The following is a 22009-nucleotide window of genomic DNA, read 5'->3' on the forward strand; positions in this document are numbered from 1 at the left end:
GAGGATGATCCCGAGATGCCAGGAGATCGGTCACCTCTCGATCAGAGGAAAAGGATTCCTGCCCGGACCGACCAGAACGGACCGGGACAGGAATCCATCACAGGATCACTTTCGGCATTTCACAATCGATGGAAACATCGAGGGAATATCGAGCTGAAGGCATTTTCCGTCGCTCACGGCGTTGGACGCAGTTGTCGCGATGACGCCGACGGCCACAGCGCTTGCTGCGTAAACCGCGGCGATGATCGCGGGAGCAGCGGGCCCGGCCGCAAGGGAGATCGTCGCACCGGCGCCGACGATGGCGCCGACGATGATGCCTTGATCGCGCATATTCCGTGTTTCCGCCTTCGAATATGTGAGTCTCACGAAGTAACCCATCCAGTCCACCTTCGGATCGGCGACCACGGGAAAAGCCGTGACCGCACTGAGATCGATCGTCTGCGTGAGCGTCCGGCCGTCAAAGCTGTACGAGGTCGGAATGTTCACGCCATTCGCGTCCACCGCCCAGGGCGCATCGAAGGTGGCGATCACGGCCGAGGCTTGCACGCCGTCCTGCAGGATAGCGACCGGTCGATGCAACGTGATGCTGCCGTCGACATGGTGCTCCGCCACCGTTCCATCCGGGACTTGAACCTCGAAGTCGTAGCTCGACGGAGCGTCCGCGTTAGGAATCACGAGCACCGCGCGCGCGGACGCCGCGGCTTGGGAGTCCGGAGCGCCGCGATCGGTGGTCATGTACTGGCTGGTGATCATGGTCGTCTCGCCGAGTTCTTCGGCCAGGTCGTCAGCGAACTCCGCGTTATCAGGCAAAACGAGAGACATCGAGGATCCATCGTCCTGAGAGAAGCGGATCGTTCCGTCGGTCTCGCTGGCGATCGAGACTGACGAACTACCTGAAGGTTCGGGGTTCTCGATCGCCTCGGTCGCCTCCGGGGCGCCCGCGATGATCTCTTCCAACGTCTCTGAGATTTCGTCGTCAGCACAGGCCAGGGTACTCGTGCCCATCAACACACCGAGCGCGGTCATGATCCCCAACGCCACCCTGAGAGATCTATTCATCGTCATTCTCCTCCATTGCGTAAAGTCGAGACGTGGAAATCCTCTGGCTCACCCTTATCTTCCTGGCAGTGCTCAGCGTCATCATCATTATGAAGAGACGCCGCAAACGTTGATTAGGGACGCCAGCGACTTCCTGTCTATGCCCTCGAACGGGGCAGGGGGAGGTTATGCGAAGCCGCGCGTGAGATCTGTCCCCCGAATGGGGGACACGGGTGCGCTCGTCAGCGAAATCCCCGAAATAGACCTACTTTTCTCGCCCACCGACGACAAATGAATTCTGGTATATCAATACACGTGTACAACGAATGCCGTTCGGAGCGAATTGCGAGAAAGAGATTCTTTCGGAGTCGAGAGAAGCAGCGCCACCGTGGCTCTCATGCGAAGAACGACGTCCGGCGCAGACAACTCGTCAGCGAGTCGATGTCAGCGGTCAGGCGAGGCCGTGCTCGAACGCGAACACCACGAGCTGCACCCGGTCGCGCAGCGACAGCTTGGTGAGGATGCGGCTGATGTGCGTCTTCACGGTCGCCTCGCTGAGATACTCCCGGGCCGCGATTTCGGAGTTCGACAACCCTCGGGCGGCGAGGGCGAAGATCTCCTGCTCCCGGTCGGTGAGCGCCGAGAACTGCGCGGGAACGGGCTTCGGCGCCTCGGCGAAGTGCTCGAAGAGCTCGCGAGTGGCGGAGGCGGCGATCACGCTCGACCCGGAGTGCACGGTGCGGATGGCTGCAAGGAGGAACTCGGGATCCGCGTCCTTGAGCAGGAAGCCGCTCGCCCCCTGCCGGATCGCTCGGGCGGCGGCCTCGTCGAGGTCGAAAGTCGTGAGCATCACGATGCGCGGCGGATCCGGCTGCGCGAGGATCTCGGCGGTCGCGGTGAGCCCGTCCATGACCGGCATCCGGATGTCCATCAGCACGACGTCCGGCCGCACGGCGCGCACGAGGTCGATCGCCTCGCGTCCGTCGCCGGCCTCGCCGACCACATCGAGGTCGGGCTGCGACGCGATGAGCATGCGGATCCCGGCGCGGAACAGCGCCTGGTCGTCCACGAGTGCCACCCTGATCATGCGACCTCCCCGATCGGGAGCGAGGCCCGCACGACGAACTGCGGGCCTTGACGCTCCGCCTGAAGGCTACCGCCCACGAGCTGAGCCCGTTCGCGCATGCCGATGACCCCGTGCCCGCCGATCGACGGCGTGATCTCGCGCGCGACGGTGTTGTGCACGTGGATGTCGACGCGATCCGCCAGCCAGGCGAGATGCACGTCGACCGATCCGTCGCCGTGCCGGATGGCGTTCGTGAGGGCCTCCTGCAGGATGCGGTAGACCACGAGCTGGATCGCGCCCGGCGGTTCGCCGGGTGGCGTCGGATCGATCGTGATGCGCGGTTCGATGCCTGCCTGTCGCACCTGCGCGAACAGCGCCTCGAGGTCGGCGAGCGTCGGCTGCGGGCCGTCGCCCTGACGATGCCGCAGCTGCGTGAGCAGCAGCCGCACGTCGCTCAGCGCCCCGCGGGCGGTCTGCGCGATCGTGCCGAGCGCCTCGGTCGCCATCTCGGGCTTCGCGGCGGCGGCGTAGCGCGCGCCGTCGGCCTGGGCGATCACGACCGCGAGCGAATGCGCGACGATGTCGTGCATGTCGCGCGCGATCCGCACTCGCTCCTGTTCCTCCGCCGCGAGGGACTCCGCCTGCAGCTGCGCCGCACGGGTGCGCCGGGACCGCAGGATGACGCGCCACAGCAGTCCGCACACCCACGCGAACCCGAGCGCGAGCAGCGACAGGACGAGCAACAGCGTGCCCGCGGTGATCTTGTCCCAGCCGCTTCCGGTGCCGAACGCGACGCCGTTCACGATGACCATGTAGATCGCCGCGACGAAGCCGCCGACGATGGCCGAGCCGAAGCCCCACCACAGCACGGTCCTCGTCCCCCACGCGGCCGTCGCGTAGAGCACCATCAGGATCGCGATGTCGATGGGCAGCGGCCCGAATCCCGCGAGCATCTGCAGCACCGCGCCGACCCAGGCGGCGATCAGCGCCAGCCCCGGCGACAGCCGACCGATCGCGACGCCGCCGAACATGAGCAGGCTCGCGATCACGACGGCCGCAGCGGACGCCCCGGAGGTGTCGCCGCCGCCCGCGCCCGGTCCGTAGAACGCGATCGACATCGGGGTGAACACGATGAAGAGCAGCGACGCCCCGACGATGTCGAGGACGAGCGCGGTGCGCGAGAGCGGGCGGATCACTCCCCCACGCTACGCGGCGTCGACCTCGACCCGCATCCGTCTGGGGATGTATCCGGTGGGGCGGCGGTCACGCCCTGGCGATGATCTCGCCGTGGGGCACGAGGAACCATCCGTCGCCGTCGTCGGCCCAGGTCCGCCAGGCGTCGCTGATCGCCCGCAGATCGGCCCGAGACGCCATGTCGCCGTCGAGCAGCTGGCGGGCCAATGCGGACTCGAGGATGCGGTCGGCCCACATACCTCCCCACCAGGAACGGTCCTCGGGCGTGGCGTAGCACCAGGAGGATGCTGTCGCCGTGACGTCCTCGAAGCCCGCGGCGCGCGCCCACGACAGCAGGCGGCGCCCCGCGTCGGGTTCGCCGCCGTTGGCCCGTGCGGCGCGGCGGTAGAGGTCGAGCCACGCATCGAGTTCGGGAAGCACCGGGAACCAGTGGAACCCCGCGTAATCCGCATCGCGTGCCGCGACCACCCCGCCGGGTACCGTGACGCGACGCATCTCACGCAGCGCCTGCACGGGATCGCCGACGTGCTGCAGCACCTGGTGCGCGTGCACGACATCGAAGGAATCGTCGGCGAAGCTCAGCGCGTGCACGTCCTCGATCGAGAAGTCGAGATTCGCGAGGCCGAGGCCCGCCGCACGCTCACGCGAGAGCGACAGGGCGGCATCGTCCATCTCGGTCGCCGTCACGTGCGCGACGACGCCGGCGAAGTCGACCGTGATGCTGCCGGGTCCGGCGCCGACGTCGAGGAGTCGCGTGTCGGCGTGCAGGTGGGGACGAAGGTACGCGGCGGAGTTCGCGATGTCACGGACGCTGTGGGAGCGGAGGACGGACTCGTGGTGTCCGTGCGTGTAGGTGGCCATGCTCCAGTGTGTCAGGAACGCGGTCGGCGGCGATCCGGGCGATCGTCTGCGGCGAGCGCCGCCCGTACGGCGCGGGTCGCGGCGGTCGCGTCGAGTCCGGAGTTGTCGACGACGAGCACACCCGGCACATCCGACCGGGACCCCTGCGCGGCGATCAGCGCCTCGATCTCCGCGTCGGTTGCTCCGGCCACGTCGTCACCAGCGAGGATCGGGCCTCGCCCCGCGCGGCGTTCGTCGGCCCGCGCACGCCGCGAACGCTCGTCGGCCTCGAGCCGGACGATGACCACATCGGCGTGAGGGAAGGCGGCGACGACGTCGTCCGGCGCGATGGTGTCCGGGGCGACGACCACGAGGTGCTCCGCCCCGACGTCGGCGAAGACCTCGTGCAGCGCGACCACCCCGGCGACCGCCGCACCGCGCGCATCGGGTGCGAACGCCAGCTGCGCGGCATCCGCGAATCCGGTTCTGACGCCGGCGGCCCAGCGATCGGAGACGATCCGCCAGCCGACGGTCGACGCGCCGGCCAGGCGCGGGCCGGTGATCCAGAGCACGATCCCGCGTGCGCGGGAGGCGGCGGTCTCCCGGCGATCGGGCTCGGGAGCCGGGACGTCCGAGAGCCGCAGAGTGTCGAGCACCCGGTCGGCGACCTCCTCGGTCACGAGGTCGTCGGTGGGCAGCCGGATCCACTCCGGATGCGCGTGGGCGGACTCCGCAGTGCCGGCCGTCAGCGCCTGCCGCACCTGCTGCTCCGTCCAATCCCGGGCGGTCAGCCGAACGCGACGCACGGGCTCCGAGGCATCCAGCCAGATCGACGTCACCGGATGCCCGTGTCGCGGCGGCGGGATACGGGTCTCCGCGACGCCCGACACCACGAGCACCTGCGCCCCCGCGGACTCGTGTCCTCGCGCGATCCGCTCCAGCGCCCGTTCTTTGAGAGCCCATCGGTCCGGATCGTCGTTCGGTGCGGGATAGCACATTCCCACCTGGTCGATGTCGACGTATCCGATGCGGACACCGTCGTCGCGCAGGCGCTGCGCGACCTTCCAGGCCACGGCGCTCTTGCCGACACCGGGGCCGCCGGCCAATCGCAGGATCTCCACGCGACGAGCCTAGGTGGTGCGTGCTCGGGACGGGCGAGTCCGTGCGCTCAGCGCAGGTCGGCCACCGCCCGACGGATCGCCTCCCGGTCGGGCTTGCCCGAGGTGAGGACGTCGAGCACGTCGACGAGCACCATCCGGGCGGGGCGCGCAGGCTTGCCGAGCTCCTCGGCCACGGCCTCGCGGGCCTGCACGAGCTGATCCGACTCGCTGCGACGCAGGGCCTCGCCGCGCGCGGCGACGATCACCGAGGCCTCACCCCAGCGCGCATCGTCGACGCCCACCACGACGGCACCGCTGAGACCGGGGATGCGGCGCACTATCCGCTCGACCCGGTCGAGCGAGACGTTGATCCCGCCCGACACGATCACGTTGTCGGCGCGGCCGTGCACGCGCACCACCCCGTCGTCGACGAGCCCGAGGTCGCCCGTGCGGTACCAGCGGATGCCGTGCTCGTCGTGCGTGAAGTTCCGCGCCGTGAGGTCGCCGTCGCCGAGGTAGCCGTCCGCGAGCATGGGGCCGGCGATGCGCAGCTCGCCGTCCACCGCCCGCACCGCCACCGACTCGAGCGGCACGCCGTCGTACACGCATCCGCCGCTCGTCTCGGTCGATCCGTAGGTGCGCACGAGGCGCACGCCGAGGTCGGCCGCTCGCTCGCGCAGTGGCTCCGGCAGCGCTTGACCGCCCACCAGGATCGCCCGGTAGGCGCGGAGCGCCGCGCGGACGGGGGCGTCGGCTGCCGCATCGAGCAGCGTCGACAGCTGCGCCGGCACGAGGGACGTGTAGAGCTCGGGGATGCCGTCGCCCGGCGCGGGCCGCAGCATCGACAGCGTCGCCTCCGCGAAGGTCTGCGGTGAGAACCTGCCATCGAGCGCGACCGGCTCCGTGCCGGCGAGGATCGAACGGACCACGACCTGCAGCCCCGCGACGTACCCGCCGGGAAGCGCGAGCAGCCAGCGCCCGGAACCGATGCGCTGCGCCGTGGCTTCGGCGCTCGCGCGCAGCGCCTCCCCGCTCAGGGCCACCCGTTTGGGGACCCCGCTGGACCCCGAGGTCGCGATCACGACGGCGGTGCCCCTCGGGACCCAGTCCGGCGCGTCGCCGATCATGCCGAAGCCCAGGGCCTGTCCGCCGTCGAGGGCCCGGGCGAGGGCGTCTCGCATCCGCGCCGGATCCTCCGCATCCATCGAGATCAGTCCGACCATATCTGCCCCGTCCTCTGCCCGATCCCGTGAGAGCTCAGTAGTGCCAGGGGAACGACGACCAGTCGGGGTCGCGCTTCTCGAGGAAGGAGTCGCGGCCCTCCACGGCCTCATCCGTGCCGTAGGCGAGGCGTGTCGCCTCCCCCGCGAACACCTGCTGGCCGACGAGCCCGTCGTCGACCGCGTTGAACGCGAACTTCAGCATGCGGATCGCCGTCGGCGACTTCGTGAGCACGGTCCGCGCCATCGCCAGCGCCTCGCGCTCGAGCTCGGTATGCGGCACGACGCGGTTCACGGCGCCGGCTTCATACGCGCGCTGCGCCGAGTACTCCTCCGCGAGGAAGAACACCTCCCGCGCGAACTTCTGCCCGGTCTGCCTCGCCATGTACGCCGAGCCGTAGCCCGCGTCGAAGCTGCCGACGTCGGCATCCGTCTGCTTGAACCGCGCCTCCTCCGCCGAGGCGATCGTGAGGTCGCACACCACGTGCAGCGAGTGCCCTCCTCCTGCCGCCCAGCCGGGGACGACCGCGACCACGACCTTGGGCATGAAGCGGATCAGTCGCTGCACCTCGAGGATGTGGAGGCGTCCGGCGCGTGCGCGCGTTTCGTCTCGCTCCGCTCGCTCAACGACCGAATCCTCAGCGTCGGAGTACTTGTAGCCGTCGCGTCCGCGGATGCGCTGGTCGCCGCCGGAGCAGAACGCCCAGCCGCCGTCCTTGGGACTCGGCCCGTTGCCGGTGAGCAGCACGGCCCCGATGCGCGGGTCCTGGCGGGCGATGTCCAGTGCCCGGTACAGCTCGTCGACCGTGTGCGGGCGGAACGCGTTGCGCACCTCGGGTCGGTCGAACGCGATACGCGCGACGCCGCCGTCGTGCGTGACGTGCGCTGTGATGTCGGTGTAGTCCTCGGCGCCGGGCGCGAGAGTCCACTCGTCGGGGTCGAACAGGTCGGAGACGAATGCGCTGGTCACGGCATCCAGCCTATTCCTGTCGAGATCGCCGACGGGATGCGCGGATCAGCCACGACGGGCCCGCGCCGTCTTGATCCACCCGTCCACGATGTCCCACCCGACGCCCAGCGCGACGCCGAATCCGAGGATCACGGCGAGGATCCGGAAGATCCCTCCTTCGTCCGCGGCCTCCGCGTCACCGGCGGCGAAGCCCTCGCCGCCCGCCGCGACGAAGTGCGAGAGGAACTCGGGGTTCACGAGCTCGCCGCGCAGCAGCAGGATCACCGTCCACGCGAGGAAGGCGACCGCCAGAACCGTGTTGACGACGGCGAGCCCGGCAGTCCAGCCGCGCCTGCGATACAGGACGACCGCGAAGACGGCCTCGGCGACGATGAGCAGCCCCAGCGTCAGAATGCCCCAGGGCCACAGCTGCGGGTTGAGGATCGGAAGTGCGTCACCCTCGACCTGCACGAATCCGCGAAATCGGTCCCACAGCAGCGCGCCGACGGTGATGCCGAGGAAGACGAGCGACGCGATCAGCTCGGATCGCCCCACCCCCTTCTCGCGCGCCTCGGGGAGCTGATCGACGTCCCACTTCACACCGGTGTCGGCACCGGCGCGCTCGAGGATCACGAAGACGAGCGTGGTCCAGAAGCAGAGGTGCAGGATCGTGCCACCCGTCGCCACCACGGCGGTCGAGATGATCTCGCCCACGGGTGCGGCCGAGATCGTCTGTCCGAGGGCGACCGCGGCGAGCACGCAGACCGGCACGATCATCAGCAGCAGCTTCAGCAGCCGCCACCAGGTGAGGTAGTACCGCGGCCCGATCAGGTAGAGCGGCCGGTCGGCGTACCCTGCGGCGAGCGCCCCGGGGTCGCCGAGCTCGGTGAGCACCGCACGCTCGGCGGCATCCGGGCTCTCGCCCTGCTCGAGTCGGGCTTCGACGGCATCCGCGATGGATGCTTCGAGCTCGGCGCGCACGTCGTCCTGCGCCTCCGGACGCAGGCTGCGCACGGTCGCGTCGATGTAGCGCTCGGTGAGGGTTGCGGTGCTGGGCATGTCAGTTCTCCTCGGAGGTGAGGGAGGCGATGGCGGTGGTGAGGGCGCGCCATTCGTCGGTGAGGGTGTCGGCGAGCCGGATGCCGGCCTCCGATGTGCGGTAGAACTTGCGGGGCCGTGCCTCGTCGGTGTTCCACTCGCTCGTGAGGTACTCCTGCTTCTCGAGACGTCGCAGGAGCGGGTACAGCGTGTTGGCGTCGGTCGCGAAGCCGCGCGCCTCGAGCTGTTCGAGCAGCGCATAGCCGTAGTCCGCGGTGCGCAGCAGCTGCAGGCAGGCCAGCACCACGGTGCCGCGGCGCAGTTCCTGCAGGTGCGTGTCGAGCGTCTCGTTCATGCTCGTCACATTACTGTGCGTCACACACCATTGTCAACGACACATGTATGGATGAGGTGCGTCACAGTCGACGGCCGCCTCGATAGCGTGGAGGGATGCTCCTCGACCTCCGACTCATCGACCCTTTCGACGATGCGGCCGTCGACGCCTGGTGGGACGCCTACGCGGCCGCCGAGCGAGCCGATCGCGGTCACGACGCGATCGTGTGGACGCGCGAGGAGTCGCGCAGCGAACTCCAACAGCACTCCGAGGTCGTCGACCGGCGCGCGTATCTGATCCACGATGACGATGCCGTCGTCGGGTCGGCCAGCCTCGCACTGCCCCTCAAGCACAACACCCACGTCGCCCATCTCGGCCTGAGCGTGCCGCCGGAGTGCCGGCGACGCGGCATCGGCTCCCGCGCGCTCGCGCTGCTCGAGAACGAGGCGTCCAGCGCGGGACGCACGACAGTCCAGGGTTCGGCCTCGTGGCCGCACGCTCTCGGACCCGACGGCGCAGGCTCACCCGGCCGGGAGTTCGCCCGCCGCCACGGCTACGCCCTCGCCCTCGGCGATGTCATGAGCCGCCTCGACCTGCCCCTCGATGAAGACGTGCTCCGCGCGCACGAGCGCACGACTGCGGCGTCGAGCAGCAGGTACGACCTGAGGTCCTGGATCGGCCGCGTGCCCGACGATCTGATCGAGCAGTGGGCGATCCTCGACGCCTCGCTCGAGACCGAGGCACCGACCGGCGACAAGGACATCGACCCTCAGACACCCGACGTCGACAGCATCCGCGAGAGCGACGACCTGATCGAGCGCCAGCGCCGCATCTCCGTCGGCACGATCGCGGTGGCACCCGACGGCTCCGCCGCCGCCTACTCGCAGCTCGTCGTGTCGACCGACGACGGCAACGCCTACCAGTGGGGCACGCTCGTGCGATCACGGGACCGCGGTCACCGCCTCGGGCTCGCCGTGAAGATCGCCAACCTCCGCATGCTGAGCCGCACGGCGCCCGAGGTCGGAGCCGTGTACACGCACAACGCGGAGTCGAACGAGCACATGCTCGCCGTGAACACGCTGCTCGGATTCCGCCCCGTCGAACGCCTCGGCGAACTGCAGAAGCGACTCGGCTGATCCCGACGCACGAGCGCACCTCCCCTGTGCACCGCCGGAGCGGAGCAGAATGGGCACATGCTCCCGCCGCTCGCAGACCTGCTCGACTCGGCCAGGGTCGTCTCGCTCCCGATGCACACGCGCTTCCGCGGGGTCGACCACCGCGAGGCGCTGCTGTTCGAAGGACCGGAGGGGTGGGCCGAGTTCTCTCCTTTCCTCGAATACGAGGATGCGGAAGCGTCGAGCTGGCTCGCCGCCGCCATCGACTTCGCGTGGCGCCCGCAGCCCGCGCCCGTGCGGGACCAGGTCCGGGTCAACGCGACGGTACCCGCCGTGGAAGCCGCCCGCGTGGCCGAGGTGCTCGCGCGGTTCGCAGGATGCCGGACGGCGAAGGTCAAGGTCGCGGAGCCCGGCCACTCGCTCGCGGACGACGTCGCCCGCGTGCGCGCGGTGCGTGAGGCGATGGGCCCGGAGGGGCGCATCCGCGTCGACGCGAACGGGCTGTGGAACGTCGACGAGGCCGAGCACGCCGTGCACGCGCTCGCGGAGTTCGACCTCGAGTACGTCGAGCAGCCGTGCGCGTCGGTCGAGGAGCTCGCCGAGCTGCGTACCCGCGTGAAGTACATGGGCATCCCGATCGCCGCCGACGAGAGCGTGCGCAAGTCCGACGACCCGCTCGCGGTCGCCCGCGCGAAGGCCGCCGACCTCCTCGTCATCAAGGCGCAGCCGCTCGGCGGCGTCACTCACGCCCTGCAGATCGTCACAGCCGCCGGCCTCCCCGTGGTCGTGTCCAGCGCGCTCGACACCGCGATCGGGCTCTCACAGGGGGCGGCACTGGCTGCGGCGCTGCCTGCGCTGGATTTCGACTGCGGCCTCGGCACGGCATCCCTGTTCCTCGACGACGTGGCGGATCGCCGTCCGGTCGACGGGGCGATCGCGGCCGCACGGGCGGTGCCGGATGCTAGTGCGCTCGACCGCCTCGCCGCTGCGCCCGACCGTCGCGGCTGGTGGCTGGAGCGTCTCGGCCGTTGCCACGCCGTGCTCGCGGCGCGCTGAGACGCGTCGCACGCTCTGCCGCTCGGGCGACGCCGCTCAGACGAGAAGCAGCTGCACGAGTCGCCCGAGCTCCTCGCTGCCGGAGTGGCGGAGCTGCGCCGCATCGCGGCCGGCCATCGCCCCGCGCACGGTCATGCCCTCCCAGATGATCATGAGCATGCGCGCGGCCGCCTCAGCCGGGATGCGGAGTTCGAGCGTGCTCGCCTCGACGATGTCGGAGACGATCTTCGCGATGCTCGACACCATCTCGCGCTCCTGCGCGAGATAGGCGGCGCCGAACTGCGGATCCCGCAGCGCACGGATGCGGATCTCGCTCATCAGCATGACGTTCAGGCGGTCGTCGCTCCCGGCATCCATGATCTGCTGCACGAGTTCGATCGGGTCGCAGTCCTCGGCGAGCCCGCCGTCGGCGGCGATCTCGTCGACGCGGTCGCGCACGGCGCCCACGCGCTGCTCGGCGACACTGCCGGCGAGCATGAGGAACAGCTCGTCCTTGGATTCGAAGTTCGAGTAGAACGCGCCTCGGGTGAAGCCGGCGCGCTCGCACACGGCCTCGACCGAAGCTCCGTCGAGACCGACTTCGGCGAACACCTGGGCTGCGGCGTCGAGCAGTCTCGCGCGGGTGTTCTCTCGGCTGCGGGTCGCGGGCGACGTCATCGTTTCCTCCTCTGGACCATTCATTCTCACACCCTGCACACAGGATCCGGCGGGTGGATCACCCTACGATACAGATATGTATTGGATACACTCGTGTATCCAGCCCGCATTCTCGGAGGAGCCCCGTGTCCACTCTCCTGTCGTCGCTCGGCCGCTGGTCCTACCGGCACCCCTGGCGAGTCCTCGTCTCCTGGCTGCTCACCCTCGGCCTCGCCGGGGCCGGTGCGCTCGTGCTCGGCGCGGGCACGGACAACTCGTTCTCGATCCCCGGCACTGAGTCGCAGGCCGGCCTGGAGCAGCTGAACCGGTCCTTCCCCCAGGTGAGCGGCACCAGTGCGCAGATCATCGTCGTGGCCGCCGACGGCGACTCGATCGCCGATGACCCGTACCGCCAGGACATCGAGGATGCCGTCGCTAGACTCGCCGACCTCGACGACTCCGTGCTGTCGGCCACCTCGCCGTACGACGAGAACGTCAGCGGCATGATCAACGACGACGATACGGCCGGCATCATCCGTCTGCAGTTCGACGGGCAGTCGACTGACGTGTCCGCCGAGACCCAGGACGATCTGCGCGCGGTGGTCGCCGATCTCGCGGAGGAGCTGCCGGAAGGATCGCAGACCGCGCTCGGAGGCGAGCTGTTCGCGACCTCGATCCCCGGCGTGACCCTCACCGAGGCGGTCGGACTCCTCATCGCGCTGCTCGTGCTGATCGTGACGTTCCGCTCCTTCGTCGTGGCGGGTCTCCCCCTGCTCACGGCCGTGCTCGGCGTCGGCATCTCGATGGCGGGGATCTTCGCAGCGACCGCGTTCGCGACCGTCTCGTCCACGACCCCGCTGCTCGCCCTCATGCTCGGTCTCGCCGTCGGCATCGACTACGCGCTGTTCATCATGGCGAGACATCAGGATCAGGTGCGAGACGGTGTCGACCCCGAGGAGTCCACGGCCCGCGCGGTCGGCACCGCCGGCTCCGCGGTCGTGTTCGCCGGAGTCACGGTGCTCATCGCGCTGATCGGCCTCGGCTTCGCCGGCATCCCGTTCCTCACCACCATGGGCATCGCCGCGTCCGCCGCCGTCGCGGTCGCCGTCGCGATCGCCGTGACACTCACCCCCGCGCTGCTCGGCTTCATGAAGGGACGGGTCGTCGGACGACCCCGCCGTGAGCGGAAGCCGAAGAAGGATGCTCCGGCACCGGCGCCCCGCCGCGGCTTCAGCGACCGTTGGGTCACCGGGGTCACGAAGCGCCCGATCCTGGTGTCGCTGGCGGTCGTGATCGGCCTCGGCATCGTCGCGATCCCGGCACTGAGCCTCAACCTCGCGCTGCCGAACGCGGGTGTGCTGCCGAAGGACAACGAAGCGCGCCAGAGCTACGACCTCGTGGCGGAGGAGTTCGGTGCCGGATTCAACGGCCCGCTGATCCTCACCGGCACGATCGTCACGTCCACCGACCCGCTCACCCTCATGCAGGACCTGGGCGACGAGGTCGCGACCATCGACGGCGTCAAGGAGGTCGCGCTCTCCACGCCGAACGAGACCGCCGACACCGGCATCGTGCAGATCATCCCCGAGACGGCCCCCGACGACCCCGCGACCGCCGACCTCGTGCGCGAGCTGCGTTCCCACCATGACGAGTGGCTCGACGAGTACGGCATCGACCTCAAGGTCACCGGGTTCACCGCCGTGGGCATCGACATCTCCGACCAGCTCGGCCACGCCCTGCTTCCCTTCGGCATCTTCGTGATCGGCCTGTCGCTCATCCTGCTCACGATCGTGTTCCGCTCGCTGTGGGTGCCGATCACGGCCGCCGCCGGCTACCTGCTGTCGATCGTCGCGGGATTCGGCATCGTGGGCGCCGTGTTCGAATGGGGCTGGTTCGCCGACCTGCTGCACGTCGCCAAGGTCGGACCGATCATCAGCTTCATGCCGATCATCCTCATGGGCGTGCTGTTCGGGCTCGCGATGGACTACCAGGTGTTCCTCGTCTCGCGCATGCGCGAGGACTACGTGCACGACCCCGATGCCAAGAGCACCGATCGACCGACCCGCCGCGCCGCCGCGCTGCGCGCCGTGCGCAGCGGGTTCACGGGCTCGGCGAAGGTCGTGACGGCAGCCGGGCTCATCATGTTCGCGGTGTTCGTCGCGTTCGTGCCCGAGGGCGATTCCTCGCTCAAGCCCATCGCGCTCGGACTCGCCGCCGGCATCGCGATCGACGCGTTCCTGGTGCGCATGACGCTGATCCCCGCGCTCATGGCGATCCTCGGCGAACGCGCCTGGCAGATCCCCGGCTGGCTCGAGAGGATCCTGCCGAGCGTCGACATCGAGGGTGAGGCTGTCGAGCGCGAGCGCCACCTCGCCGAGTGGCCGGGCGACGACTCGGTCGTCGCCGCCGACGACCTCTCGATCGCGGATGCCGGTGTGGAGCACGTGCACCTGCGGGTCCCCGCGCGCGGCGCGGCGGTGCTCAGCGGATCGTCGTCCGGGGCCCTGCGCGTGCTCGCTCTGGCGATCGCCGGGCGTGCGACCCCCGACGACGGACGCCTCCGCGTCGCCGGGCATCTGCTCCCCGGTCGCGCCGCCTGGGTGCGTGCCCACGTCGGCACCGTGCTGGTCGCGGACGGCACGGCTGCCGCATCCGAGCTCTCCGAGGCCCTGCGCGGCCGTCCCGCGGTCGTCGTGATCGACGCCGTCGACCGTCTGAGCCGCGCCGAGCGCGATCAGCTCGCCGCGCGCCTGCGCGACGCCGACCCGTCGACCGCGCTCGTCGTGACCGCCGTCTCCCCGCAGTCCGCGCTCGACCTCCTGACCGCCGCCGGCCACCCCTCTCCTGACCTTCTCGACATCGACGCCCCCACTGAGCGTCGACGCCCCGGCTCAGTCACGTCAACAGGCAGGGGCGCGGATGATGAACAGGGGCGTCGGCACGAACCCGCGTCCGAAGCCACCCACACGACCGAGGTGAACGCATGACCCTCCCCATCGAGCGCGCCCGCTCCCGCAAGCCGATCACCTGGCTGACGATCCTCGGCATCCTGCTGCTCCCCGCTGCGGTCGGCGGCATCCTCGTCGCCGCGCTGCAGAACCCCACGGATCGGCTCGACTCGATGACCGCGGCGATCGTCAACCTCGACGAGCCCGTCACGATCGACGGACAGCTCACGCCCCTCGGCCGGCAGCTCGCGGCCGGCCTGGTCGACGGCTCCGACGACCTGGACTCCAACCTCACCTGGGTGATCTCGAACGAGGAGGATGCGGCGGACGGCCTCGCCGACGGCTCGTACCAGGCCGTCGTCACCATTCCGGAGGACTTCTCCGCAGCCGCGACCTCCGCAGGGCAGGCGATCTCCGACGGCGGAGGCGAGGCAGAGCAGGCGACGATCCGCGTCACGACGCCCGAGGACGGCCTCGTCGCAGACGACCTCATCACGAGCCAGATCGCCGACGTCGCGGCCTCCAGCACCGGCACCATGCTGTCGGAGGCGACCATGAAGAACGTGCTCGTCGGGTTCACGACCATCGGCGACCAGATCGGCGAGGCGGCCGACGGAGCCGCACAGCTCGCCTCCGGTGCGCGGGATGCCGCCACCGGCGCCGCCGCGATCCCCGACGGCGCCACGCAACTGGCGTCGGGGGCGACGCAGCTCAGCACCGGAGCCTCCTCGCTCGCCTCGGGACTCGACACGCTCACCGCGAAGACCCGCGAGGCCGCGGGCGGCGCGAGCACGATCGGGCAGGGACTGACGGCCGGCGCGCAGCAGCTGCAGGCGCAGGGGATCATCCCGACGGAGCTGAGTGCCGGCGCCGCAGACGTCGCCACAGGCGTACGCGCGCTCGCCACCCAGTGCGACCCGCTGGTTCTCGGCGCGCAATACTGCAACACCCTCGCGGCGCTTGCGTCAGGCGCTGAAGGCACCTCCGCCGGATTGACGCAGGTCAACACCCAGGCCACCGCGACGATCGCGGGCCAGCTCTCGCAAGCCGGGGCCGGCACGACGCAGCTCGCGGGCGGCCTCACGCAGCTCGCCGATCAGGGCCTCGTGCAGTCCGCTTCCGGTGCGCGCTCACTCGCCTCCGGCGCGACGCAGCTCTCGTCCGGCGCGACCGACCTGGCGACCGGTGCGACCGAGCTCACCACGGGACTCGACTCCCTGGCGACCGGAACGAGCGACCTCGCGGGCGGCCTGGCCACGGCATCCGACTCGCTCCCCTCGTTCAGCGATGACGAGTCGACCTCGCTCGCGTCGGTGATCGCCGATCCGGTCGCCGCGAAGGGCTCGGGGACCACGATCTTCGGACCGACCGCGATCCCGCTGCTCACCGCGGTGGTCCTGTGGTTCGGCGCGATGGCGTCGTTCCTCGTGCTGCGCGCGCACACGACCCGCACCCTCACCTCGCGACGCTCCTCCGCGGGGCTGGCGCTGCGCTCCTTCGCCCCGGCCGCCGTGATCGGCGCCGCACAGGGTGTGCTCGTGTCGCTCATCGTGCAGATCGTCGCGGGGTACGACGCCGGCACGTGGTGGGCGTTCGCCGGCATGGCTGTGCTCGCGGGCGTCGCGTTCGCCGCCGTGAATCAGGCGCTCGTCGCCGTGTTCGGAGGCATCGGACGGTGGATCAGCGCTCTGGTCGGCGTGCTCGCGATCGCGACGGGACTCGTGTCCACCGTGCCCGGGTGGCTCGCCGATCTCGGTGCGGCGCTGCCGACGGCATCCGCGTTCTCGGGCCTCATCTCGGCGAGCGGCGGAGCGGCCGCTGCCCTGGTGGTGTGGGGAGTGCTGTCGCTCGTCGTGACGACCGTGGCCGTCGCCCTGCGGCGCACGACGTCTGCCAAGGCGGCCCTCGCCACGGCCTGACCGCCGCTCCCGACCCGGGCACGACGTCGGAACTGGGTCCCGACACGCCGCATCTCCCCTCCGAAGTGCGGCGTGTCCTGTCTGAGATCCGAAGCCGTGCTCGCGTGTGACGCCCACGACGCGCTTCATGACGACCGGATGCCGGTGCGGGTCCGTACGATCGGGGGCATGCGCCGACCGTTCATGGACACCCCCGAGCAGCTCGCCTCCCTCGACGGGCAGCAGTACCTGGTGCTGCGCCCCACCGGGGCCGTCGCCGAGCTGTACGAGACCGAGCAGGATGCGGCTCTTCAGCGCTCCCGCATCCCGCACCCGCACACCGGGCACGTGACGCTCCGGGGCTTCTACGAACCCGAGGGGCGGGACGAGCTCCGCGCGCTGATCCGCGGCTGGGCGGCGCAGCAAGCCCCGATCGAGATCATAGTCGACGCGGTCGACCAGTTCCCGACGCCGTGGCAGATCGTGATCCTGCGCCTCGCGCGCAGCGCCTCTCTCGTGTCGGCGTACTCGACCCTCACCGAGGCCCTAGACCGCACGGACTTCCGCCGCCTCGGCGAGCTGAGCCTCGAGGACTGGACCTTCCATCTGTCGGTTGCCTACGGCAAGACCCTGCCGACCGCGGAGTGGGACGATCTCGCCCGAGCATCCGTCCGGGATCTGGCCGACCGTCCGTCGGAGATCATCTCCGAGGCCGAGCTCGTCTGGTACGACGGCGGTGTCGAGCACTCCGAGGTCATCCCCCTGAGCGGCTGACGAGCCAGCACCCGACCGGGCGGCTCAGCTCAGGCCGGAGTAGGCGTGCAGACCCTTGAAGAAGACGTTCACGATCGTGAAGTTGAAGATGACGGCCGAGAAGCCCACGATCGACAGCCATGCCGAGGGGTTGCCCCGCCAGCCGCGTGTGGCCCTGGCGTGGATGTACCCGGCGTACAGCACCCAGATCACGAACGTCCAGGTCTCCTTGACGTCGAAGCCCCAGAAGCGGCTCCACGCGTAGTACGCCCAGATCGACCCGGCGATGAGCGTGAACGTCCAGAGGATGAAGCCGATGATCGTGAACCGGTAGGCCATGCTCTCGAGGCGGTCCGCGCCGGGGAACGTGCGCAGGAACCCGGGTCCGGTCTTCTCCGCGCCCTCGGCGATCAGCCGCTCGCGCCGCGCCTGCATGAGCTGGATGACCGACAGCGAGAAGGCCAGCGCGAAGAACGCCGTGCCCAGCGAGGCCACGAAGACGTGGATCACGAGCCACACGCTCTTGAGCGGGTCCATGAGCGGCGAGACCTCGACGTAGAAGTTCGTCGCCGCGAGGCCGAGCAGGATCACCACGAGACCAGTGATGAACGTGCCGAGGAAGCGCAGATCGAGCTTGATGAGCACGGCCAGGAACACCGCCACGATCAGCAGCGTGCCGGTCATCGCGAACTCGTACAGGTTCGCCCACGGGACGCGACCGGCCGCGAAGCCACGGGTCAGGGTCGCCGCGAGGTGGAACACGAAGGCGAGGATCGTGAGCGATGTGCCGATACGAGCCATCACGAAGCGCCGCGGAGCGCTGCCCGAGCCGGATGCCGTCGACTCGGCCTTCGCGGTACCCGTGGCTGAGGCGCCTCCCGCGCCGGCACCGACGAGCTCGAACTCCCGCACACTCGCGGCATCGGCCGTGAGCTGCGATCGGCGCGCGAGGTCGAAGGCGTAGGCCACGAAGGCCGCCGCGTAGATCGCGATCGCCGTCCACAGCAGGACGGGCGAGATCACTTCGAGTTCGAACATGATGTCAGTCTACTTTCGGGGTGTCGGATGCGGGGGCGTCGTCCGCCCCGGTCGTCGAGCGGCTGGAGTCGGACGAAACGCCCTCCGCACCCTCAGATCCGTTCGTTGAGCGAGCGGAGCGAGACGAAACGCCCTCCGCGTCGTCGTCGTCCGTCTCGGGAACCGCGGCCGTGACGCCGGCCGCGTCGAGCAGGCGCGCGTGTCCGGCGACGAGGTCGTCGACCGCGAGCGCGAGCGTCGGGTCCTCACCGCGAGCCAGACCGGCGTACTCGAGCGCGACCGCGCCGTCGCCCGGCGTGGCCTTGACCCACACGCGCCGCCGCGGCACGAACAGCGCGAGCATGAGGCCGCCGAGGGCGAGCAGGGCGAAGCCGAGCACCCACGGGCCCGAGGCGTCACGGTGGATCTGCAGCGAGGCGAAGCGCTTGACCGACTGCGAGGCGTCGGTCGCGCCGTCCGGCGACTCATCCTCGAACGTGACGGTGCCGAGGCCGTTCGGGAGGTCGGCGGTCTCGCCCGGCGCGAGTTCGATCGACTCCAGATCGGTGCCGCGGCCGGTGACCTTGGTCATCCCGTCGGTGTCGAGCACGTACACGGAGCGCGGCACGCCGTCGTCGATGCCGAGGTCGCCCGAGTACACGTCGAGCGTGAGGGTCGGGTTGGTGAGATCCGGGTACGCCGAGAAGAACGCGCCGGTGTCGAGCACACCGGTGGTCGGGTAGAAGAAGCCGACGAGGCCGATCTGCTCCGCGAGCCCGTCCGGGATCTTGATGACGCCCAGCGAGGTCATGTTGTTGTCCTGCGGCAGGAACGGGGTGCTGTTCGTGAAGACGACGTCGCCGTCGGCATCCCGCACGGTGATCGTCGGGGCGTAACCGTTGCCGAGCAGGAAGACGTTGTCGTCGGCGACCGCGAGCGGTTCGTTGACCTTGACGGCGCCCGTGCGCTCCTCGCCGTTCTCCTGCACGGTGACGTTCGCCGAGAAGTTCCCGGCCTGGCCGGAGCCCGGCTCTCCGAACGGCTGATAGCTCACGTCGAAGCTGTCGAGGCGCATCGAGTACGGGGCGAGGGCGCCGTCGCCGACGAACCGTCCGCGGTTCATGGAGTCGTAGTCGAGCAGCGTGTTCGCGAAGGTCTCCCCTTCGACGAGCACGCGCTGCCCGGTGTACGCGAACCCGCCGCCGACGCCGATCGTGATGAGCACACCCACGAGGGCGAGGTGGAACAGCAGGTTGCCCGTCTCGCGCCAGTAGCCGCGCTCTGCGGAGACCGACGACGACCGCTTGTCGTCGTAGCGCTCGACGCGATAGCCCAGGGCCTTGAGCTGCTTCTGGGCGACATCGATCGTCGCGGCGGCGTCTGCCGCGGCATCCGTCGAGGTGCGCTGGACCGCGCGGAAGTCCGCGAGGCGCTTCAGCCGGGCCGGGGTGCGGGGCGGCCGAGCACGGAGCGCCTTCGCGTGGTGCTTGATGCGCGGGATCACGCAGCCCACGAGCGACGTGAACAGCAGCAGGTAGATCGCCGAGAACCACGGCGACAGGTACACGTCGAACATCTTCAGGCCGTCGAGCACCGGGAAGAGGTCGGGGTTGTCGCGCTGCCACTGCGTGACGCCGTTCGGATCGGCCATGCGCTGCGGGAAGATCGAGCCGGGGATCGCCGCGATCGCCAGCACCAGCAGCAGGATCAGCGCGGTGCGCATCGAGGTCAGCTGACGCCAGCCCCAGCGCAACCAGCCCACGAACCCGAGGCGCGGCTGGGTGATCGAGTCATCGCTGCCGTCGACGTGGTCGGACGGGCGGAGCGGGTCGCTGGACCGGTCGTCTTTGGTGCTCACGGAGTCCTTCCGGTGCGTCGGCTTCTGATCAGAGCGGGAGGAAGACACTGCCCATCACCGCCGTCAGTCGAGACATGATGTCGGTCCACAGGCCGGTCACCATCAGCACGCCCAGCAGGATCAGCAGCACGCCGCCGATGATGTTGACGATGCGGATGTGACGGCGGAGGAACCCGATCGCTTTCGTCGCCCACCCGAAGCCGAGCGCGACAAGCAGGAACGGGATGCCGAGGCCCAGCGAGTACGCGAGGCCGAGGAATCCGGCACGTACAGGGTCGCCGGCGTTGAACGACAGGGCGAAGATCGCGGTCAGCGTGGGGCCGAGGCACGGCGCCCACCCGATGCCGAGGGCGATGCCGAGGAGCGGAGCGCCGATGACGCCGTACTTCGAGTCGACGTGGAAGCGGAGCTCGCGCTGCGCGAAGCCGAAGAGACCGAGGAACACGAGTCCCATGAGGATGATCACGGCGCCGAGGATCCGGGTGATCAGCTCACCCCACTGGATCAGGAACACGTTCGCGACGCCGCCGAGCGCGGTGATCGCGACGAACACAATGCTGAAGCCGAGGATGAAGAGCAGGACTCCCAGCACGAGGCGCCCCCGACCGGGGGTCGTCGGCCCGGCAGCATCCGCCGTCCCGGACCCACCGCGCGGGGTCACCGCGCCCCCGAGGAATCCGAGGTAGCCGGGCACGAGCGGGAGCACGCAGGGCGACAGGAACGAGACGAGACCCGCGAGCATCGCGACGGGTACCGCGAGCCACAGCGCGCCGGACCAGATGATGGCTTCGGGGTTCACGGCGTCCCCGCCGGACTCACGAGTCCTCCGCCAGCGCGTCCTTGACGAGCGTCGAGAGGATGGAGGTGCCGTCGATCGGGCCGATGATCTTCGCGGCGACGCGGCCCTGCTTGTCGAGCACGAGCGTGGTGGGCGTCGCCTGGATCGGCACGGCCGACGCGAATGCGAGCTTCGCCTCCGCGGTGTCGACGTCGATCAGGCTCGGATACGTGATGCCGAACTCGGCGGAGAACGCCTTGGCGGTGTCGGGCTGGTCGCGCGTGTTGATGCCGACGAAAGCGACGTCGTCTCCGCCCTGCTCCTGCCACACGGTCTCGAGGTCCTTCGCCTCGAGACGGCAGGGGGCGCAGCCGGCGTACCAGAAGTTCACGACCGTGACCTTGCCGGCGATGTCGGCGCTGTCGAAGTCCTCGCCGTCCTCGGTGACACCGCCGAACACGACGGGCTCGCCGCGCTCGGCGACCGGGATCTCGACGATGGCTCCGTCGGCCGCCACGTAGCCGGTGTTGTCGCCGCTGAGGAAGGAGTCGCTGACCGCATCGGGCGCGCAGGCGCTCAAGCCGATGGCGAGCACCGCGGCGAGCGCGGCACCGACCGCACGGCGAGAGCGCCGGATGCGGGAGGGGCGGCCGCTGCGGATCGGACTGTCCGTCGAGGCGAGTGGCACGATTCCCAGTTTACGCGCGGGATCCTATGCGTAGGCCGGACAGGGGCCGGGTGGGCGCTCCTCAGAACCGCGCGAGCACATCGTCCACACCCGCACGGAACCGCGGGCAGGTCGCGATGTCGTGCGCACGGCATCCCATCGCGTGCTCGGTCATCTCGCGCGAGCGCCGCATCTCCTCCATGCGCCGATCGATGTCGTCGAGGTGCTGCTGCAGCACCTCATGCCGACCCCGGGCGCTGTCATCGAGCAGCACGGCGATCTGATCGAGGGTCATACCCGCGGCCTTGCTGCGCTGGATCACGGCGATGCGCACGACCTCGTCCTCGCCGTAGCGACGCCGTCCCGCGCTGTCGCGCGGCGGATCGAGCAGCCCCACGGACTCCCAGTGGCGCAGCACGTTGGTGGGGAGATCGAAGCGCTCGGCGACCTCGCCGACGGACCACGGATGCTCGGCGTTTGACTTCATGTCAACATGAAGTCACA

The 22009-nt window shown here is 69.8% G+C and carries 20 protein-coding genes; 5 read left to right on the forward strand and 15 right to left on the reverse strand.

Features of this window, described 5'->3' with window-relative positions; translation table 11 throughout:
- Nucleotides 1-105: 105 nt before the first annotated feature.
- The 9 genes from MRBLMX7_RS05865 to MRBLMX7_RS05905 all read right to left on the reverse strand — a co-directional run bounded on the left by MRBLMX7_RS05865 (nucleotide 106) and on the right by MRBLMX7_RS05905 (nucleotide 8800).
- The gene (locus MRBLMX7_RS05865) at nucleotides 106-1026 is read right to left on the reverse strand and encodes a hypothetical protein (protein ID WP_363366614.1); all 921 of its coding nucleotides are present in this window, start codon (nucleotides 1024-1026) and stop codon (nucleotides 106-108) included.
- Between the two features lie 463 nt (nucleotides 1027-1489).
- Entirely contained in the window at nucleotides 1490-2125 is a 636-nt protein-coding gene (locus MRBLMX7_RS05870) for a response regulator (protein WP_050721720.1), read from the reverse strand.
- The gene (locus tag MRBLMX7_RS05875) at nucleotides 2122-3300 is read right to left on the reverse strand and encodes a histidine kinase (protein ID WP_363366615.1); all 1179 of its coding nucleotides are present in this window, start codon (nucleotides 3298-3300) and stop codon (nucleotides 2122-2124) included. Before MRBLMX7_RS05875 ends, MRBLMX7_RS05870 begins: the two co-directional genes overlap by 4 nt.
- Nucleotides 3301-3367: 67 nt before the next feature.
- Entirely contained in the window at nucleotides 3368-4159 is a 792-nt protein-coding gene (locus MRBLMX7_RS05880; protein WP_363366616.1) for a class I SAM-dependent methyltransferase, read from the reverse strand.
- Between the two features lie 11 nt (nucleotides 4160-4170).
- Nucleotides 4171-5259, reverse strand: a complete 1089-nt coding sequence (locus MRBLMX7_RS05885) for an AAA family ATPase (protein WP_363366617.1) — start codon at nucleotides 5257-5259, stop codon at nucleotides 4171-4173.
- A 47-nt stretch (nucleotides 5260-5306) separates the two neighbouring features.
- Complete coding sequence (locus MRBLMX7_RS05890) at nucleotides 5307-6461, reverse strand: AMP-binding protein (protein ID WP_363366618.1); 1155 nt, start codon at nucleotides 6459-6461, stop codon at nucleotides 5307-5309.
- Between the two features lie 34 nt (nucleotides 6462-6495).
- Nucleotides 6496-7428, reverse strand: a complete 933-nt coding sequence (locus MRBLMX7_RS05895; protein ID WP_363366619.1) for a 1,4-dihydroxy-2-naphthoyl-CoA synthase — start codon at nucleotides 7426-7428, stop codon at nucleotides 6496-6498.
- A 45-nt stretch (nucleotides 7429-7473) separates the two neighbouring features.
- On the reverse strand, nucleotides 7474-8466 hold the full coding sequence (locus tag MRBLMX7_RS05900) for a permease prefix domain 1-containing protein (RefSeq protein ID WP_363366620.1): 993 nt from the start codon (nucleotides 8464-8466) through the stop codon (nucleotides 7474-7476).
- Nucleotide 8467: 1 nt separating this feature from the next.
- On the reverse strand, nucleotides 8468-8800 hold the full coding sequence (locus tag MRBLMX7_RS05905) for a PadR family transcriptional regulator (protein ID WP_363366621.1): 333 nt from the start codon (nucleotides 8798-8800) through the stop codon (nucleotides 8468-8470).
- Nucleotides 8801-8895: 95 nt separating this feature from the next.
- On the opposite strand from MRBLMX7_RS05905, the gene MRBLMX7_RS05910 reads away from it, so the two are divergent.
- Both MRBLMX7_RS05910 and MRBLMX7_RS05915 read left to right on the forward strand, forming a co-directional pair.
- Entirely contained in the window at nucleotides 8896-9915 is a 1020-nt protein-coding gene (locus tag MRBLMX7_RS05910; protein WP_363366622.1) for a GNAT family N-acetyltransferase, read from the forward strand.
- 57 nt (nucleotides 9916-9972) lie between these two features.
- The gene (locus MRBLMX7_RS05915; protein ID WP_363366623.1) at nucleotides 9973-10950 is read left to right on the forward strand and encodes an o-succinylbenzoate synthase; all 978 of its coding nucleotides are present in this window, start codon (nucleotides 9973-9975) and stop codon (nucleotides 10948-10950) included.
- 36 nt (nucleotides 10951-10986) lie between these two features.
- On the opposite strand, the gene MRBLMX7_RS05920 is transcribed toward MRBLMX7_RS05915, so the two are convergent.
- On the reverse strand, nucleotides 10987-11607 hold the full coding sequence (locus MRBLMX7_RS05920; RefSeq protein ID WP_363366624.1) for a TetR/AcrR family transcriptional regulator: 621 nt from the start codon (nucleotides 11605-11607) through the stop codon (nucleotides 10987-10989).
- A 125-nt stretch (nucleotides 11608-11732) separates the two neighbouring features.
- Here MRBLMX7_RS05920 and MRBLMX7_RS05925 point away from each other — a divergent pair, with 125 nt between their 5' ends.
- The 3 genes from MRBLMX7_RS05925 to MRBLMX7_RS05935 all read left to right on the forward strand — a co-directional run bounded on the left by MRBLMX7_RS05925 (nucleotide 11733) and on the right by MRBLMX7_RS05935 (nucleotide 17206).
- Nucleotides 11733-14573, forward strand: coding sequence for an MMPL family transporter (locus MRBLMX7_RS05925; RefSeq protein WP_363366625.1), 2841 nt, complete (start codon nucleotides 11733-11735; stop codon nucleotides 14571-14573).
- Nucleotides 14570-16453: a YhgE/Pip family protein gene (locus tag MRBLMX7_RS05930; protein ID WP_363366626.1), complete on the forward strand. Its 1884-nt coding sequence runs from the start codon at nucleotides 14570-14572 to the stop codon at nucleotides 16451-16453. Before MRBLMX7_RS05925 ends, MRBLMX7_RS05930 begins: the two co-directional genes overlap by 4 nt.
- 168 nt (nucleotides 16454-16621) lie before the next feature.
- Nucleotides 16622-17206, forward strand: a complete 585-nt coding sequence (locus MRBLMX7_RS05935; protein WP_363366627.1) for a 2'-5' RNA ligase family protein — start codon at nucleotides 16622-16624, stop codon at nucleotides 17204-17206.
- Nucleotides 17207-17230: 24 nt separating this feature from the next.
- Here MRBLMX7_RS05935 and ccsB read toward each other — a convergent pair whose 3' ends face one another.
- The 5 genes from ccsB to MRBLMX7_RS05960 all read right to left on the reverse strand — a co-directional run bounded on the left by ccsB (nucleotide 17231) and on the right by MRBLMX7_RS05960 (nucleotide 21992).
- Nucleotides 17231-18223, reverse strand: coding sequence for a c-type cytochrome biogenesis protein CcsB (gene ccsB, locus MRBLMX7_RS05940; RefSeq protein ID WP_363366628.1), 993 nt, complete (start codon nucleotides 18221-18223; stop codon nucleotides 17231-17233).
- 4 nt (nucleotides 18224-18227) lie between these two features.
- The gene (gene resB, locus MRBLMX7_RS05945) at nucleotides 18228-20060 is read right to left on the reverse strand and encodes a cytochrome c biogenesis protein ResB (RefSeq protein ID WP_363366629.1); all 1833 of its coding nucleotides are present in this window, start codon (nucleotides 20058-20060) and stop codon (nucleotides 18228-18230) included.
- Between the two features lie 28 nt (nucleotides 20061-20088).
- Nucleotides 20089-20859, reverse strand: coding sequence for a cytochrome c biogenesis CcdA family protein (locus tag MRBLMX7_RS05950; protein WP_363366630.1), 771 nt, complete (start codon nucleotides 20857-20859; stop codon nucleotides 20089-20091).
- A 16-nt stretch (nucleotides 20860-20875) separates the two neighbouring features.
- On the reverse strand, nucleotides 20876-21526 hold the full coding sequence (locus tag MRBLMX7_RS05955; RefSeq protein WP_363366631.1) for a TlpA family protein disulfide reductase: 651 nt from the start codon (nucleotides 21524-21526) through the stop codon (nucleotides 20876-20878).
- Nucleotides 21527-21587: 61 nt separating this feature from the next.
- Entirely contained in the window at nucleotides 21588-21992 is a 405-nt protein-coding gene (locus MRBLMX7_RS05960; RefSeq protein WP_363366632.1) for a MerR family transcriptional regulator, read from the reverse strand.
- Nucleotides 21993-22009: the final 17 nt, after the last annotated feature.

The organism is Microbacterium sp. LMX7-1.2 (assembly GCF_040675935.1).
Classification (GTDB): domain Bacteria; phylum Actinomycetota; class Actinomycetes; order Actinomycetales; family Microbacteriaceae; genus Microbacterium.